We start from the raw sequence: 15550 nt of genomic DNA on the forward strand, positions 1-15550 counted from the left end.
GGCGTCAGTCACTTGAGACAACATCTAACCCGATGAGGACGTTCCCAACCGACCTGCGAGTACGCCGAGAGCGGAATGTTCCCCTGAGTGACGGAGAACGCGCCTGATGTAACACGGATGTCCACCTGGTGGCAAGCTAGGACACGCCTCACCGGGAAGAGCGCGGTAGGCTACGCACACGTGTTCGAAGCACGGCACGGAGGGAGTGGGTGTGACCGCAGTTAGCACGGAGGCGGGTTATACGGCCCGTCACCTGTCGGTCCTGGAAGGCCTCGAAGCCGTCCGCAAGCGCCCGGGGATGTACATCGGGTCCACCGACAGCCGCGGTCTCATGCACTGCCTGTGGGAGATCGTGGACAACGGCGTCGACGAGGCCCTGGCGGGCTTCTGCGACCGCATCGAGGTCGAGCTGTACGCCGACGGCTCGATCGAGGTCCGCGACAACGGCCGGGGCATCCCCGTCGACGTCGAGCCGAAGACCGGCCTGGCCGGCGTGGAGCTCGTCTACACCAAGCTGCACGCGGGCGGGAAGTTCGGCGGCGGCTCCTACGCCGCCTCCGGCGGCCTGCACGGGGTCGGCGCCTCCGTGGTCAACGCCCTGTCCTCCCGGCTCGACGTCGAGGTCGACCGCGACGGCCGGATCCACGAGATCAGCTTCCGCCGGGGCGTGCCCGGCGTCTTCGACGGCGACGGGCCCGGCGCCAAGTTCAAGAAGAAGTCCGGCCTGCGCGACGGCGGCCCGCTGGCCCGCAAGGGCACCGGCACCCGGGTCCGCTTCTGGGCCGACCGCCAGATCTTCCTGCCCGACGCCGAGGTCTCCCTCGACGAGATCCACGTGCGCCTGCGCCAGACCGCGTTCCTGGTCCCCGGCCTCACCTTGTCCGTGCGCGACAGCCGCGGCGAGGAGCCCACGGAGGAGGAGTTCCGCTTCGACGGCGGCATCTCCGAGTTCACCGAGTTCCTCGCCCGCGACGAGGCCGTCTGCGACGTGCTGCGCCTGCAGGGCGTCGGCCACTTCCACGAGACCGTGCCGGTCCTGGACGACCTGGGGCACATGACCCCCACCGAGGTCCAGCGCGAGCTCACCGTGGACGTCGCGCTGCGCTGGGGCAAGGGCTACGACGTCACCGTCCGCTCCTTCGTCAACGTGATCGCCACCCCCAAGGGCGGCACCCACGTCAACGGCTTCGAGCGGGCCATGGTCCGCACGGTCAACGAGCAGCTGCGCGAGACCCGTCTGCTGAAGAACGGCGACGCCCCGGTCACCCGTGACGACATCTTCGAGGGCCTGACCGCGGTGGTGACCGTCCGGGTGCCGGAGCCGCAGTTCGAGGGGCAGACCAAGGAGGTCCTGGGCACCTCGGCGGCCAGCCGGATCGTCTCCCACGTGGTCTCCCGCGAGCTGAAGGAGCTGTTCTCCAACCCCTCGCGCACGCTCAAGCCGCAGCTGCGCGCGGCGCTGGAGAAGATCGTCGCCGCGGCCAAGGCGCGCATCGCCGCCCGCGAGCACCGCGACAACCAGCGGCGCAAGACCGCCCTGGAGAACTCCGCGCTCCCCGCCAAGCTGGTCGACTGCCGCAGCGACGACGTCGACCGCACCGAGCTGTTCATCGTCGAGGGAGACTCGGCGCTGGGCACCGCCCGCGCGGCCCGCGACTCGGAGTTCCAGGCGCTGCTGCCGATCCGCGGCAAGATCCTGAACGTGCAGAAGGCGTCCGTCGCCGACATGCTGAAGAACGCCGAGTGCGCCGCGATCATCCAGGTCATCGGCGCGGGCTCGGGCCGCTCGTTCGACATCGAGGCCGCGCGCTACGGCAAGGTCATCCTGATGGCCGACGCCGACGTCGACGGCGCGCACATCCGCTGCCTGCTGCTGACCCTGTTCCACCGCTACATGCGGCCACTGGTCGAGGCCGGGCGGGTCTTCGCCGCGGTCCCGCCGCTGCACCGGATCGAGATCACCAACCCCGGCCGGGGCAAGGAGAAATACCTCTACTGCTACTCCGACGCCGAGCTCCACCGCACCCTGCGCGACCTGGAGCGCCGCGGCAAGCGGTGGAAGGACCCGGTCCAGCGCTACAAGGGTCTGGGTGAGATGGACGCCGACCAGCTGGCCGAGACGACCATGGAGCCGCGCCACCGCACCCTGCGCCGGGTCCGGATCGAGGACGTCGAGAAGGCCGAGGAGATCTTCAGCCTCCTCATGGGCAGCGACGTGGCCCCGCGCCGGGAGTTCATCGTCAACAGCGCGGCCGAGGTCGACCGCGACCACATCGACGCCTGAGAGCCCTTCACCGGCCCGGGAGCGCCCCGGGCCGGTTTCCCTATGTCCGGGGCCGTTCGCGGCCTTCACGGGGCCGTACAGGCGCCTCAGCGCCCCCGTCGGGGCCCACGGGGCTCCGCTGCCCCCGGTTTCCCGGACGGGCCGTACGGCCTCCGCCGTCTCAGGCGGCTTCCCGGCGACTCAGCCGGTACGGCGCAGCAGGAACGTGACGAAGCCCAGGATGCCGCGATAGCCGTCCAGCCACATGTCCCGGTGTTCGAGCGCGGCGGTCAGGGCCGCCTCGCCGTCCGGGCCGGGATTGTCCAGGGCCCAGCGGGTCAGGCTGCCGGTCCACGACCATTCGTACTCGTCCCACTCGGCCCGCTCGCTGGTGTGCCCGTAGACGACCCGGAAGCCGGCGTCCTCGACGGCGCGGACGGTGCCGGGCAGGTCGGCGTACTCCTCGGGTGCCGCGCCGAGCCGGGCCAGGGCCCGCGCAGTGGGCTGCTCGTCCCAGAACCCGTCGCCGACGAGCGCCAGGCCGTCCGGCCGCAGGAGCCCGCGCACGGCCTCCAGCGCCGGTCCGAGCCCGCCGAAGGCGTGGACGGCTCCGACGCAGAGCACCAGGTCGTAGGGCTCGGCGGGGGTGAAGCCGGCGGCCGGCCTCTCGTGCAGCCGGATCCGGCCGCGGAGCCCCCGCGCCTCGGCCTCCCGGGCCGCCGACGCCAGAGCCTCCGCGGAGATGTCCACCCCGTCGGCCGTGACGTCCGGATGGAGCTCCAGCGCCCGCAGCGTCCAGGCCGCCTGCCCGCAGCCGAGGTCGAGGACGCGCGCCCCGGCCCGCAACCGCGCCCGGGTCAGCAGGCGGTCCAGGGAGGCCTGGCTGACCGGGGCGGCGATCGGGTGGTCCGCGTGGGCGACGAGGCTGATCAGTTGACGGTCCATGGGGAGCCATCCTGTCGCGGGTCCCGCACGCTCTTCCATCGAATATGCAGGTGAGGGGAGTGGTTCGCGGGGAGGCGGTCCCGGGGCCGGGCGCGCGGCCCCCGGAGGGGCCTCACAGGTCCACGGGCAGGATCTTGCCGGTGTGCACGTCGTAGATCGCGCCGCCGATGGCCAGGCCCTCGGGGAGGAACGGGCTGGTCCTGGCGCGGACCAGGTCGTGGCGCAGGGCGGCGTCCTGGTCGGGGACGGTGTGGAACTCCAGGCTGCGGGTGTCCACGCCCTGCCCGGCGGCCAGCCGATGCACGTCGTCGTCGGTGGCCTTGGCCATGCCGCAGTCGGTGTGCGGCATGATCAGCACCCGGTTCACGTTCAGCAGATAGACCGCCAGGACGAGCGTGCGCAGCACGTCGTCGGTGACCCGGGCCCCGGCGTTGCGCAGGATCTTGGCGTCGCCCGGCTTGAGGCCGAACAGCCCCAGCGGGTCGATCCGGGAGTCCATGCACGTGACCACGGCCAGCCCCCGGGCGGCTCTGCCGGTCAGTTCCGAGTCGGTGAACGTGGCGGAGAACTCCTCGTTGGCGGCCAGCAGGTCGTCGAAGGCACTCACGTATGCATCCCTCGGTCGGTGAAATCGTCGGACTAATGATTCCCCATGCCCGTTTCATGGATATTTCCGGGCGGCCCTCAACGGTCAACTTGCCGAAGGCTGCGTGATCATCGTTCACGATGCGTAATGATGCCGTCACGAAAGGCGTAGGACTTCAGGACTTGTGGAGAGTGTGGAGTGTGATGAGCAGGACCGAATCCCTGGCCGACTATCTGCGCGCCCAGGCCAGAAAGAAGCTGGACCGGGTGGAGATCCGCGACAGGGGGCGCAACGCGCGCTCGGCGCTCGCCCTGCTCGACGCGACGGCCCATGTCGAGTCGCTGCCCGACGACGATCCGCTGCTGGAGGCCCTGGCCGAGGCCGGCTGCTTCGGCCCGCTCGGCGTCGGCGAGTTCCAGGCCGGAGAGGAGATCGACAGGCTGGTGCGCTTCTGGGAGTCCGGAGAGCCCGGGGAGCTGCTGGCGGCGATCAGGGCCCTCTTCCAGGGCCTGCGGGTGTGATCCGGGGTCGCCCGCGGCGGGGACGCCGTACGGCTGCGCGTACCGGACGGCCGGGCCGCCGGGGGCGCGGGGTGAGCGGAGGGGCCGGGTGAGCGGGGAGCCTGGGTGAGCGGGAAGCCTGGGGGACGGAGAGTCCGGACGGGGGGAGGCCCGGGTGAATGAGGGGCCCGGGCACGCATGTCCGGCCGCCGCGAGGGCACTGTCTTCCTGGAACGTCGGCAACACCCCCGTAAGACTGTTGCCGGTGACACAACACCGTCATAGGGTTTTCGATGGTGTCTCACACGGGAGGAATCATGGCAATCGCCCGCATGCGGTCCGTCGTCCTCGACTGCCCCGACCCCAAACGCCTGGCCGACTTCTACGGTGAGCTCCTCGGCTGGAAGATCACCGACCTCGACGACGACTGGGTGACGCTCTCCGACGGAGGGCCCGTACGGATCTGCTTCCAGCAGGCGTCCGACCACCAGCCGCCGGACTGGCCCGACCCGGACCGTCCCCAGCAGTTCCACCTGGACGTGACGGTGGACGACCTGGACAAGGCCGAGGCCGAGGTGCTCGCGATCGGAGCGGTCAAGCACGCCCACCAGCCGAGCGAGGAGGGCGACTTCAGGGTCTTCCTCGACCCGGCGGGCCACCCGTTCTGCCTCTGCGTGGACTGAGCGGCCTCGGGCGGGCGACGCTTCCGTCGTCGCCCGCCTTCCGCCGGATGACGGCGGCCGTTACTGCCCGTCCTGCTCGGGCGAGGGCGCCCGGCCGCCGGCGGACCGGTCGTAGACGACCGTGCCCAGCGCGCCGCCCACCGCCGCCACGGTGTGGGTGAGGCGGAGGCCGGAGCCGTCGCGGCGGCCCAGCTCATCGGGGAGCGGGACCGGCTTGCCGACGGCGGAGACGGCGCGGGCCGGGCCGGGGCCCGCCCAGGCGAGCAGCAGGACGTCTTCGCCCTTGAGGAAGCGCTGGGCGCGCACGCCGCCGGTGGCGCGGCCCTTGGGCGGGTATTCGGCGAAGTCGGAGATCTTCGCCCCGCCGATCTGGGTGCCGGGCAGGGCGGTGGAGGATCCGGCGATCGTCACGACCCTCGACTCCAGGGCCGGGTCCACGGCGCCGAACCAGATGACCGCGGCGCCGTCGTTCAGCCGGACGCCGGTCATGCCGCCGGCCGGGCGGCCCTGGGGCCGGACGCTGGAGGCGGGATAGCGCAGCAACTGGGCGTCGGAGGTGATGAAGACCAGGTCGTGGTCCTCGGAGGCCAGCTCCACGGCGCCGACCACGATGTCGTCGTCCTTGAGCCCGATGACCTCGAACTCGTCGCGGTTGGCCGGATAGTCGGGCACGACCCGCTTGACCACGCCCTGCGCGGTGCCGAGGGCCAGGCCCGGCCCGTCGGGATCCAGGGAGCCGATGCCCACGACCGTCTCGCCCGGGTTCAGCGAGACGTACTCGGAGACGGGATGGCCGCCCGACAACGACGGCGGGCTGGCCGTCGGCGGGAGCGTCGGCAGGTCGACCACCTGCACCCGGATCATCCGGCCCTGGCTGGTGACCACGCCGACCTCGCCCCGCACCGTGCTGTTGACGACCGAGACCAGCACGTCGTGGGCCGAGCGCGAACCCTCGCCCGGCAGCGGGGAGGCGTCGGCCATCCGGGCCAGCAGGCCGGTGGAGGAGAACAGCACCAGACACGGGTCGTCGGCCACCTCGAGGGCGACCGGCGCCTTCTTCGCCACTCCCGACGACTCCAGCAGGACCGTGCGGCGGGGGGTGCCGTAGGTCTTGGCGACCTGCGCGAGCTCGCCGGAGACCACCTTGCGCAGCCGGATCTCGGAGGAGAGGATCTCGGTCAGCTCGGCGATCTCGTCGAGCAGGGTCTGCTTCTCCCGGTCGAGCTCGATCTTGTCGTAGCGGGTCAGGCGGCGCAGCGGGGTGTCGAGGATGTAGTTGGCCTGGATCTCCGAGAGCTCGAACACCTCCATCAGACCCTGGCGGGCCTGGGCCGAGTCGTCCGAGGAACGGATGATCCGGATGACCTCGTCGATGTTGAGCAGGGCGATGACGAGGCCCTCGACGAGGTGCAGCCGGGCCTCCCGCTTGCTGCGGCGGTGGGCCGAACGGCGGCGGACCACCTCGAGGCGGTGGTCCACGTAGACCTGCAGCAGCTCGCGCAGGCCCAGCGTGCGCGGCTCGCCGTCGACCAGGGCCACGTTGTTGATGCCGAAGCTCTCCTCCATCGGCGTCAGCCGGTAGAGCTCCTCCAGCACGGCCTCGGGGATGAACCCGTTCTTGATCTCGATGACCAGCCGCAGGCCCCGGTGGCGGTCGCTGAGGTCCTTCAGGTCGGAGATGCCCTGGAGCTTCTTGGCGGTGACCAGCTCGCGGATCTTGGTGACGACCCGCTCGGGGCCGACGTTGAAGGGCAGTTCGGTGACGATGATGCCCTTGCGGCGGGGGCTGACCTGCTCGATGGCGCAGGTGGCGCGCATCCGGAAGGTGCCGCGGCCGCGCGCGTAGGCGTCGCGGACGCCGTCCAGCCCGATGATCACGCCGCCGGTGGGCAGGTCGGGGCCGGGGACGAACTGCATCAGCTCGTCGAGCGTGGCGTCCGGCTTCTTGATCAGGTGGCGGGCGGCGGCGATCACCTCGACGAGGTTGTGCGGCGCCATGTTGGTGGCCATGCCGACCGCGATGCCGGTGGCCCCGTTGACCAGCAGGTTCGGGAACGCCGACGGCATGACCGTGGGCTCGGTCTCCTGGCCGTCGTAGTTGGGCTTGAAGTCGACGGTGTCCTCGTCGATCGACTCCACCATGGCCATGGCCGAGGCGGCCAGGCGGGCCTCGGTGTAGCGCATCGCGGCGGGCAGGTCGTCGGGCGAGCCGAAGTTGCCGTGCCCGTCGACCACCGGCAGCCGCATCGAGAACGGCTGCGCCATGCGGACCAGCGCGTCGTAGATGGCGGTGTCGCCGTGCGGGTGGAGCTTGCCCATCACGTCGCCGACGACCCGTGACGACTTGACGTGCCCCCGGTCGGGCCGCAGGCCCATCTCGCTCATGGAGTAGAGGATGCGGCGCTGGACCGGCTTGAGCCCGTCACGGGCGTCGGGCAACGCGCGCTGGTAGATCACCGAGTATGCGTATTCGAGGAAGCTGGTGCGCATCTCCGCGGAGACGTCGATATCGACGATCCGTTCCTCGAAGTCTTCCTCTGGCGGGGGTGTGGTCGTCCGTCGGGCCATGTCGAACATTCTGCCGAACGACGCAGGGTGCCCGCGACATAACACGGTGACGGTCCGTTATGGGTGAGTACGGGGACCCGCGCCGGGCCAGGGGCCGGGAGTGGAGCCCTCGTCCCGGTCGCCGGGGACGCCGACCCTGGAGTCGTAGATCCGGAACCCCCGCGCCTGGTAGTTGGCCAACGCCGCCGGGCCGTCCAGGGAGCAGGTGTGCAGCCACACCCGGCGGGCCGGTTCGAGCCCGGGGTGCCGCTCGGCGATGTCCCAGGCGCGCGCCGTGCAGAACTCCAGCAGGCGCCCGCCCGCGCCCCTGCCGATGGCCCAGGGCAGGAGCCCGAAGGAGGCGACCTCGACCGTCCCCTCGCCCTGCGGGACCAGCTCCACGTATCCGGCCGGGGTGCCGCGGTGGTAGGCCACCCAGGTCTCCACCCCCTGCGACAGCCATTCGGCCCACTGCCGCCAGGTCCACGGCAGGCGCTCGGTCCACTGCCAGTCGCCGCCGACTGCGGTGTAGAGGAAGCGGTTCAGCTCGGGGGAGGGGACCTCCGCGCGGACGATGTCGAGCTCGATCGCCGGCGGCTTGGCGGGCAGCAGATCGGAGGGTGAGGTCTGTTCGAGATACCAGGTGATGACGTCCATAGTGGCCTCATGAAACCACGGTCCCGCAGGCCGGACGCATGTGGGTGAGCCGGTCGGTTTGTCACTAATATCCCGCCATGCCGAAACGCGGAACGACGATGATCATGGCGGCGTGCCTGGTGGGGACGCTGACGGGCTGCGGCCTCGCCGGGGGTGTGCTGGGAGAACTGGCCGGTGATCCGGCGGTGATCACCGCCGGGGCGCCGTTCGAGGGGTCGCCCTCGGAGAAGTTCGCCGACGGCGCCGCGGGGATCGCGGTCCCCGAGGCCGAGGCGGTGGGGAAGTTCTCCGCCCGGGACGTCCGATCGGCTCTGAACACCAGCAGCCGCCTGCTGCAGGCCGCCTATCTCGACCGGCAGACGCTGCTCGGAGGGAAGCCCGAGGCTTACGCCGCGCTGCTCGACCCCGAGCAGCGCAAGGACTTCCTGAAGGACCTCGATCACAAGGATCCGAAGAAGGACACCCGGGGATGGGTCACCAGTTTCGCGCCGGGGACGACGGAACTGGTCGGTGATGTGATCAAGGTTCAGGGGAGGCTGGAGCCGGCGGCGTCCAAGGACGCGGACGGCAACCCCGAGCTGAAGGTGAACTACGAGGCCCGGTTCGTCTACGCGGTACGGCCCGCGGGTAAGCCGGGCCCGATCGTCCGGGTGATGGCCTACGTCAAGTCGCACCACCTGTTCTGGCGGGACAGGCCCAAGGGCAAGCTTCGCAACTGGGACGGCGAGGCGGAGAACATGTGGACCGCCGGGGTGCGGTGCGAGACTCCCGGTGCTTTCCTGCAGCCCGACTTCTCCCAGGACGGGGGAAGCGGTCCGGCGGAGGACGCCTACAGCGACAAGCCCGCCCAGGCCGAGGAAGGAGAGTGCGGGTCGGTTGAGGAGATCTGAGCCGAGAAGGAGAGTGCGGGGCGGTCGAGGAGATCTGAGCCGAGGAGGTGTGACGAGGCCCCTCTCCAGGTGAGGACCGGCCCCGGCGCTCCGGTGAGCGCCGGGGCCTTCGCGTGCGGGAAGGTCCCGGGGCGCGGAAAGGTGCCGGGTTCGGAAAGGCTTCGCGCTGCCGGAGGCCTCCGGGGCGCGGGAAGGCTTCGGGGACCGGTCGAGTGACCCACGTCACTCTCTTCCGGAAGGCGATCAGGGCATATGCTTGACCAAGCGGTTGCTTGATTGGCGCGGTCGGCACCGCCCGGACAACAGGTCGCGGCCCGCGTGCGGCCACCGACGGAGGAGCGTCCCCAGATGATCGAGTTCAAGCAGGTGACCAAGCACATCGGCGCCGAGGTCAGCGGCGTCGATCTGCGCAAGCCCCTGTCGGAGGGCGAGGTCCAGGAGATCCGCCAGGGCTGGCTGAAGCACAAGGTGCTGTTCTTCCGCGACCAGCAGATCACCGACGAGGAGCACATCCGCTTCGCCGAGAACTTCGGCACCATCAACCACCCGGCCTTCAAGAAGGACAGCGGCAGCGCGATCCACGTCCTGGACCAGACCGACCCCAAGGGCGAGGGCGGCGACGAGTGGCACAGCGACAACACCTTCGAGCCGATCCCGCCGATGGGATCGCTGCTGCGCTGCGTCCACCTGCCCAGCGTCGGCGGCGACACCCTGTGGGCCAACGCCTGCATGGCCTACGAGGCGCTCTCCCCGCCCATCCAGCGGCTCTGCGACGAGCTCACCGCCGTCCACGACATCACGGCCTCGATGAAGAAGGCCATCTCCAAGGGCCACGACTTCGACCTCGCCGAGATCCAGGCCAAGTGGCCGCCGATCGAGCGGCCCGTCGTGCGCGTGCACGCCGAGACCGGGCTCAAGGCGCTGTTCGTCAACCGCGCCTCCACCACCAGGCTCGTCCAGCTCAACGACCGGGAGAACGAGGCGCTGCTGCCGTACCTGATCGACCACATCCGCTCGCCCGAGTTCCAGGTCCGGCTCAACTGGCGGCCGGGCACGCTGGCCTTCTGGGACAACCGCGGCACCCAGCACTACGCGGTGGCCGACTACACCGAGCGCCGCCGCATGCACCGGGTCACCATCAACGCCTTCCCGGAGCACCTGGACCCGGAGTACCGGGACGGGTGAACGGCCCGCGCCGGACCGGGTGACCGTCCGCGCGGCCGGATGGTCACCGCAAAGGCGCAAAACGTCACCGGGACCTGATAGCAATGACCGGTGAGCGAAGAGCTGATGCTGCGGGAAGAGGCCGAGGAACGGCTGCGGGCGCTCGCCGGAGACCACGCCCGGCTGCGTGAGGACCAGTGGGAGGCCATCAAGGCCCTGGTCATGGACCGGCGCCGGGTGCTCGTGGTCCAGCGCACCGGGTGGGGCAAGTCGGCGGTCTACTTCATCGCCACCGCGCTGCTGCGCGAGCTGGGCGAGGGGCCGACGGTCATCGTCTCGCCCCTGCTCGCCCTGATGCGCAACCAGATCGCCGCCGCCGAGCGGGCCGGGATCCACGCGGTCACGGTCAACTCGGCCAACCCCGAGGAGTGGGAGGAGATCTACGGGCAGGTCGCCGACGGCGTGGTCGACGTGCTGCTGGTCAGTCCCGAGCGCCTCAACAACCCCGACTTCCGCGACCACGTCCTGCCCGCGCTCGCCGAGAGCGCGGGCCTGGTCGTGGTGGACGAGGCGCACTGCATCTCCGACTGGGGCCACGACTTCCGGCCCGACTACCGGCGGCTGCGCACGCTGTTCGACGAGCTGCCCGACGGCGTGCCGATCCTGGCCACCACCGCCACCGCGAACGCGCGCGTCACCCACGACGTGGCCGAGCAGCTCGGCGACGAGACGCTCGTGCTGCGCGGGGCCCTGGAGCGCGAGAGCCTCCATCTGGGCGTCGTACGGCTGCGCGGCGCCGAGCAGCGCCTGGCCTGGCTCTCCCAGACCCTGCACGAGCTGCCCGGCTCCGGGATCGTCTACACCCTCACCGTGGCCGCCGCCCAGGAGATCGCCGCCTACCTGCGCGAGCAGGGGCACGAGGTGGCCGCCTACTCCGGCCAGACCGAGCAGGCCGAGCGGCTCGCCGCCGAGCAGGCCCTGCTCGACAACAAGATCAAGGCGCTGGTCGCCACCTCCGCGCTGGGCATGGGCTTCGACAAGCCCGACCTCGGCTTCGTCGTCCACGTCGGCGCCCCGCAGTCGCCGGTCGCCTACTACCAGCAGGTCGGCCGGGCCGGGCGCGGGGTCGAGCGGGCCGAGGTGATCCTGCTGCCCGGTGCCGAGGACCGCGAGATCTGGGCCTACTTCGCCTCGCTGGCCTTCCCGCCCGAGCCGGTCGTGCGCGGCGTGCTGGACGCGCTGGCCGAGGGCGGGGTCATGTCCACCGCGGCCCTGGAGAACCGGGTCGACCTCAGCCGCACCCGCCTGGAGACCATGCTCAAGGTCCTCGACGTGGACGGCGCGGTGCGCAGGGTCAGGGGCGGCTGGGAGGCCACCGGCGAGGAGTGGGCCTACGACGCCGACCGCTACGCCCGGGTCGCCGCCGAGCGCGAGGCCGAGCAGCGGGCCATGCTCGACTACATCACCACCACCGGATGCCGCGAGGAGTTCCTGCGCCGCCGCCTGGACGACGACTCCGCCACGCCCTGCGGGCGCTGCGACAACTGCACGGGCGTGCACCGCTCACCGGAGGTGGACGCCGGCGCGGTCGAGAGCGCGGCCGAGAGCCTGCACCGGCCCGGGGTGGAGATCGAGGCCCGGCGGCAGTGGCCGACCGGGCTGACCGACCTCAAGGGCCGCATCAAGCCCGAGCTGGGCGCCGAGCCCGGCCGGGCGCTGGGCCGCCTGACCGACATCGGCTGGGGCAACCGCCTGCGCGGGCTGCTGGCCGAGGGCGCCCCCGACGGCCCGATCCCCGACGACGTGTTCGCCGCCGTGGTCGCGGTGCTGTCGTCCTGGCAGTGGGAGCAGCGCCCGGTCGCCGTGGTCTCGGTGCCCTCGGCCACCCGCCCCCAGCTGGTCCGCAGCCTCGCCGAACGGCTGGCCCAGATCGGCCGGCTGTCCTACCTCGGCGAGCTGGGCTACCGCTCGGGCCCGCCCGGCCGCCAGTTCAACAGCGCCCAGCGGGTCCAGGCGGTCCGTGGCACCCTCGCCATGCCCTCGGCCCTGGGCGCCGCGGTCGCCGCGGCGGGCGGCCCGGTCCTGCTGGTCGACGACCACGTCGACTCCGGCTGGACGATGACCCTCGGCGCCGCCATGCTCCGCCACGCCGGGGCCCCCGCCGTCCTCCCCCTGGCCCTGGCGGTGACGAGCTGACGGGCCGGCCGCGCCTCCCCGTCTCAGAACGGGTACGGCGGAGCGGGCGGCGCCGCGGGCGGAGCGGGCGGAGTCGGCGGGGTCGGGGGGATCAGCCGGCCGCCCGACCCGCTCACACCCGCGATGAGGACGGCGGCGAGGACCGCCCTTCTGATCTTTGAGCCGTACATGCTGGTTCCTCCGTTGTCCGTCGGTGGGACCAGCCAAGCCGAGAGGCGGTTACAGGGCGGGAACAACGGCGGTTACCCCGTTGTAACCGGGGATGCGGCATCCTGGGTGGATCATGAAGGTGTTGATCGTCGAAGACCATGAAGAGCTGGCCTGGACGGTGGCCGCGGGGCTGCGCCGCGAGGGCATGGCCGTCGACGTGGTGCTGGACGGTGCCGTCGCGCTCGAGCGCACCTCGGCCAACCACTACGACGTCGTCGTCCTCGACCGCGACCTGCCCGGCCTGCACGGCGACGAGGTGTGCCGGGCGCTGGCCGGCTCGGGCCATCCGGCGCGGGTGCTGATGCTCACCGCCGCCGGGACGATCGACGACCGGGTGACCGGGCTGGGCATCGGCGCAGACGACTACCTTCCCAAACCGTTCGCCTTCGCCGAGCTGATCGCCCGGATCCGGGCGCTGGGCAGGCGGTCGGTCCAGGCCCTGCCGACCGTGCTCGTCCACGACGGCCTGCGCCTGGACCCCGCCACCCGGGTCGCCACCCGCGACGGACGACGGCTGCCGCTGAGCCCCAAGGAGTTCGCGGTGCTGGAGCTGCTGCTGGCCGCCGGGGGCGCCGTGGTCTCCGCCGAGCAGCTCCTGGAACGGTGCTGGGACGAGTTCGCCGACCCGTTCACCCAGACCGTGAAGGTGACGGTCAGCCGGCTGCGCCGCAAGCTCGGCGACCCGCCGCTGATCGAGACGGTCCCGCAGGCCGGATACCGGATATGAGGCTCACGGGGCGTATGAGGCAGACGGTACGGCTGCGCCTGACCCTCCTCTACAGCGGCCTGTTCCTGCTCGCCGGGGCGCTGCTGATCGCCCTCATCTACTTCCTGGTCGAGTACTCGCCCTTTCCCGAGCCGCCGACCGCCCCGGCCGCTCCTTCCGCCCCCGCCCCCGCAGAGCCCGGAGCGACGCCCCCGCCGGCCGCTCCTCCCGCCCCCGACCGGCCGGACTCGGCGGAGCCGCCGGCCCCGGCCGCCGGTCCGGACGACCGGCAGGCCGGTTCCCTGCGCAGGCTGCTGGTCAACTCCCTGATCGCGCTGGCCGTCATGGCGTTCGCCTCGATGGTGCTGGGATGGCTCATGGCCGGGCGCGTGCTGCGCCCGCTGGGCGAGATGACGGCCACCGTACGGCGCATCACGGCCGACCGGCTCGATCGGAGGCTGGCCGCGTCGGGGCCGGACGACGAGCTCAAGGAACTGGCCGACACCTTCGACGAACTGCTGGACCGGCTGGAGGCCGCGTTCACCGCGCAGCGGCGGTTCGTCGCCAACGCCTCCCACGAGCTGCGCACCCCGCTGACCCTGCAGCAGGCCATGGCCGAGGTCGCGCTCGCCGACCCGGAGGCCGACACCGCGTCTCTGCGGGCCGTACTGGAGCGTCTGCTGGCCGCCGGCAAGCACCAGGAACGGCTCATCGAGGCCCTGCTCACCCTGGCCCGCAGCCAGCAGGGGCTGCACCACCGGCAATCCCTCGACCTGGCCGGGATCACCGGGCAGGTCCTCGACCGGCGGGGGGAGGAGGTCCGCCTCACCTCCGCGCTGCGTCCGGCGCCCGCCTCCGGCGACCGCGCCCTGCTGGAACGCCTGGTCGTGAACCTGGTGGACAACGCCTCACGGCACAACGTGCCCGGCGGCTGGATCAAGGTGGAGACCGCCGTGCGGTCCGGCCGTCCGACGCTCAGGGTCGCCAACAGCGGTCCGGTGATCCCGCCCGATCAGGTCCCCGCGCTCCTGGAACCCTTCCGGCGGCCGGCGACCGGCAGGAAGGCCGTCGGCGACGGCCTGGGACTGGGCCTGTCGATCGTCGCCGCCATCGTCGGGGCCCACCACGGCACGCTGGAGGTCCGCCCGCTCCCGGAGGGCGGCCTGGAGGTGACCGTCACCCTGCAGCCGTGACGGAGACCGCGCGGGACCGCCGGGGCGTCATCCGGGCCCGGAGACGTCAGAGGCGGGGGCGGGCACCGAGGTGGGCGATGGCCTTGGCGGCCAGGCGGTTGCCGGCGGACAGGGCCTCGGCCGGGGGCTTGCCCGCCAACCAGGCGGGCAGGAAGCCGGCGGTGAAGGCGTCTCCGGCGCCGGTGCCGTCGACCACGCGCTCCACGGTCTCGGCGGGGGCCTTGATCGGCTCGCTGCGGGTGTTGGTGTACCACAGCGCGCCCTCGCCGGCGAGCTTGATCACGACCTGGGGGAACCAGGCGGTGAGCACCTTGGCGGCGGCGTCGGGCTCGTCGCGGCCGGTCAGGACCTTGGCCTGGTCGGCGTTGGCGAACAGCAGCTTGGCGTTCTGGGTCCACTCCAGGAAGGGCTCGGCGCCGGTGCGCTCCAGCGGGGCGGAGGAGGAGCAGTCGACCGAGATCGACATCCCGGCCCGGCGGGCCATCTCCAGAGCGGCGAGGCCGGCCTCGCGGGAGCCCTCGTTGATCAGGGTGTAACCCGAGACGTGCAGGTGGCCGCCCTGGGAGAACAGGTCCCGGGGGAGGTCCTCGGGCGACAGCGCAGCGTTGGCGCCGGGATCGGAGAGCATGGTGCGCTCGCCCTTGTGGGTGACGAGCACGACGCACGTGCCGGTCGGCCGCTCGGGGTCCATGACGAGGCGGGCGTCCACGCCGTATCCCATCAGTTCCATGTCGCGGTTGCGGCCGGTGATGTCGGCGCCCCGGCGGCCGATGAAGGCCACCTCCGCGCCCTCCACCGCGAGCCAGGAGGCGATGTTGGCCCCGGACCCGCCGCCGTGCATGGTGACGATGGCCGGTGTGTCACTGGCTCTGGCCAGTGGGTAGCGGGCCCGCGCGACCGCGTCGGTCATGAGATCGCCCACCACGACCACCCGCGTCATGATGTCACCACCTTGCTGCCTTTGATCCCGACCTGCTTATGGAGCCGCCAAAAACCTAACAGCTTCCAGC

13 protein-coding genes are annotated in these 15550 nt (G+C 71.7%); 8 read left to right on the top strand and 5 right to left on the bottom strand.

Going from position 1 to position 15550, the window contains the following annotated elements:
* Positions 1–211 precede the first annotated feature (211 nt).
* Positions 212–2284: a DNA gyrase/topoisomerase IV subunit B gene (locus Pta02_RS12410; protein ID WP_203874909.1), complete on the top strand. Its 2073-nt coding sequence runs from the start codon at positions 212–214 to the stop codon at positions 2282–2284.
* 180 nt (positions 2285–2464) lie between these two features.
* On the opposite strand, the gene Pta02_RS12415 is transcribed toward Pta02_RS12410, so the two are convergent.
* Positions 2465–3208 carry an SAM-dependent methyltransferase gene (locus Pta02_RS12415; protein WP_203874910.1) on the bottom strand — a complete coding sequence of 248 codons (744 nt, stop codon included), beginning with the start codon at positions 3206–3208 and terminating at the stop codon, positions 2465–2467.
* A 112-nt stretch (positions 3209–3320) separates the two neighbouring features.
* Positions 3321–3815, bottom strand: coding sequence for a beta-class carbonic anhydrase (locus Pta02_RS12420; RefSeq protein ID WP_203874911.1), 495 nt, complete (start codon positions 3813–3815; stop codon positions 3321–3323).
* A 182-nt stretch (positions 3816–3997) separates the two neighbouring features.
* Here Pta02_RS12420 and Pta02_RS12425 point away from each other — a divergent pair, with 182 nt between their 5' ends.
* Both Pta02_RS12425 and Pta02_RS12430 read left to right on the top strand, forming a co-directional pair.
* Positions 3998–4315: a hypothetical protein gene (locus Pta02_RS12425; protein WP_203874912.1), complete on the top strand. Its 318-nt coding sequence runs from the start codon at positions 3998–4000 to the stop codon at positions 4313–4315.
* A gap of 296 nt (positions 4316–4611) precedes the next feature.
* Complete coding sequence (locus Pta02_RS12430) at positions 4612–4977, top strand: VOC family protein (protein WP_203874913.1); 366 nt, start codon at positions 4612–4614, stop codon at positions 4975–4977.
* A gap of 60 nt (positions 4978–5037) precedes the next feature.
* Here the strand turns inward: Pta02_RS12430 and Pta02_RS12435 are convergent, their stop codons facing one another.
* Positions 5038–7545: a DNA gyrase/topoisomerase IV subunit A gene (locus Pta02_RS12435; RefSeq protein WP_203874914.1), complete on the bottom strand. Its 2508-nt coding sequence runs from the start codon at positions 7543–7545 to the stop codon at positions 5038–5040.
* A 57-nt stretch (positions 7546–7602) separates the two neighbouring features.
* Positions 7603–8181, bottom strand: a complete 579-nt coding sequence (locus Pta02_RS12440) for a GNAT family N-acetyltransferase (RefSeq protein WP_203874915.1) — start codon at positions 8179–8181, stop codon at positions 7603–7605.
* A gap of 77 nt (positions 8182–8258) precedes the next feature.
* Here Pta02_RS12440 and Pta02_RS12445 point away from each other — a divergent pair, with 77 nt between their 5' ends.
* The 5 genes from Pta02_RS12445 (at position 8259) to Pta02_RS12465 (ending at position 14540) form a co-directional block, all read left to right on the top strand.
* Positions 8259–9071: a hypothetical protein gene (locus Pta02_RS12445; RefSeq protein WP_203874916.1), complete on the top strand. Its 813-nt coding sequence runs from the start codon at positions 8259–8261 to the stop codon at positions 9069–9071.
* 348 nt (positions 9072–9419) lie between these two features.
* Positions 9420–10256 carry a TauD/TfdA dioxygenase family protein gene (locus Pta02_RS12450; RefSeq protein ID WP_203874917.1) on the top strand — a complete coding sequence of 279 codons (837 nt, stop codon included), beginning with the start codon at positions 9420–9422 and terminating at the stop codon, positions 10254–10256.
* A gap of 105 nt (positions 10257–10361) precedes the next feature.
* Positions 10362–12431 carry a RecQ family ATP-dependent DNA helicase gene (locus tag Pta02_RS12455; protein WP_203875029.1) on the top strand — a complete coding sequence of 690 codons (2070 nt, stop codon included), beginning with the start codon at positions 10362–10364 and terminating at the stop codon, positions 12429–12431.
* Positions 12432–12714: 283 nt separating this feature from the next.
* Positions 12715–13368 carry a response regulator transcription factor gene (locus tag Pta02_RS12460; protein ID WP_203874918.1) on the top strand — a complete coding sequence of 218 codons (654 nt, stop codon included), beginning with the start codon at positions 12715–12717 and terminating at the stop codon, positions 13366–13368.
* 14 nt (positions 13369–13382) lie between these two features.
* On the top strand, positions 13383–14540 hold the full coding sequence (locus Pta02_RS12465; RefSeq protein WP_203874919.1) for a sensor histidine kinase: 1158 nt from the start codon (positions 13383–13385) through the stop codon (positions 14538–14540).
* 46 nt (positions 14541–14586) lie between these two features.
* On the opposite strand, the gene Pta02_RS12470 is transcribed toward Pta02_RS12465, so the two are convergent.
* Positions 14587–15480, bottom strand: a complete 894-nt coding sequence (locus tag Pta02_RS12470; RefSeq protein WP_203874920.1) for a carbohydrate kinase family protein — start codon at positions 15478–15480, stop codon at positions 14587–14589.
* Positions 15481–15550: the final 70 nt, after the last annotated feature.

It is taken from the genome of Paraplanobispora takensis (assembly GCF_016863195.1).
Taxonomy (GTDB): Bacteria; Actinomycetota; Actinomycetes; order Streptosporangiales; family Streptosporangiaceae; genus Planobispora; species Planobispora takensis.

What these genes read in the sequence shown, in the direction of transcription:
- Pta02_RS12415 (WP_203874910.1), bottom strand. Translation starts at nt 3,208, where the DNA reads ATGGACCGTCAACTGATCAGCCTCGTCGCCCACGCGGACCACCCGATC.
- Pta02_RS12425 (WP_203874912.1), top strand. Translation starts at nt 3,998, where the DNA reads ATGAGCAGGACCGAATCCCTGGCCGACTATCTGCGCGCCCAGGCCAGA.
- Pta02_RS12430 (WP_203874913.1), top strand. Translation starts at nt 4,612, where the DNA reads ATGGCAATCGCCCGCATGCGGTCCGTCGTCCTCGACTGCCCCGACCCC.
- Pta02_RS12435 (WP_203874914.1), bottom strand. Translation starts at nt 7,545, where the DNA reads ATGGCCCGACGGACGACCACACCCCCGCCAGAGGAAGACTTCGAGGAA.
- Pta02_RS12440 (WP_203874915.1), bottom strand. Translation starts at nt 8,181, where the DNA reads ATGGACGTCATCACCTGGTATCTCGAACAGACCTCACCCTCCGATCTG.
- Pta02_RS12445 (WP_203874916.1), top strand. Translation starts at nt 8,259, where the DNA reads ATGCCGAAACGCGGAACGACGATGATCATGGCGGCGTGCCTGGTGGGG.
- Pta02_RS12450 (WP_203874917.1), top strand. Translation starts at nt 9,420, where the DNA reads ATGATCGAGTTCAAGCAGGTGACCAAGCACATCGGCGCCGAGGTCAGC.
- Pta02_RS12455 (WP_203875029.1), top strand. Translation starts at nt 10,362, where the DNA reads ATGCTGCGGGAAGAGGCCGAGGAACGGCTGCGGGCGCTCGCCGGAGAC.
- Pta02_RS12460 (WP_203874918.1), top strand. Translation starts at nt 12,715, where the DNA reads ATGAAGGTGTTGATCGTCGAAGACCATGAAGAGCTGGCCTGGACGGTG.
- Pta02_RS12465 (WP_203874919.1), top strand. Translation starts at nt 13,383, where the DNA reads ATGAGGCAGACGGTACGGCTGCGCCTGACCCTCCTCTACAGCGGCCTG.
- Pta02_RS12470 (WP_203874920.1), bottom strand. Translation starts at nt 15,480, where the DNA reads ATGACGCGGGTGGTCGTGGTGGGCGATCTCATGACCGACGCGGTCGCG.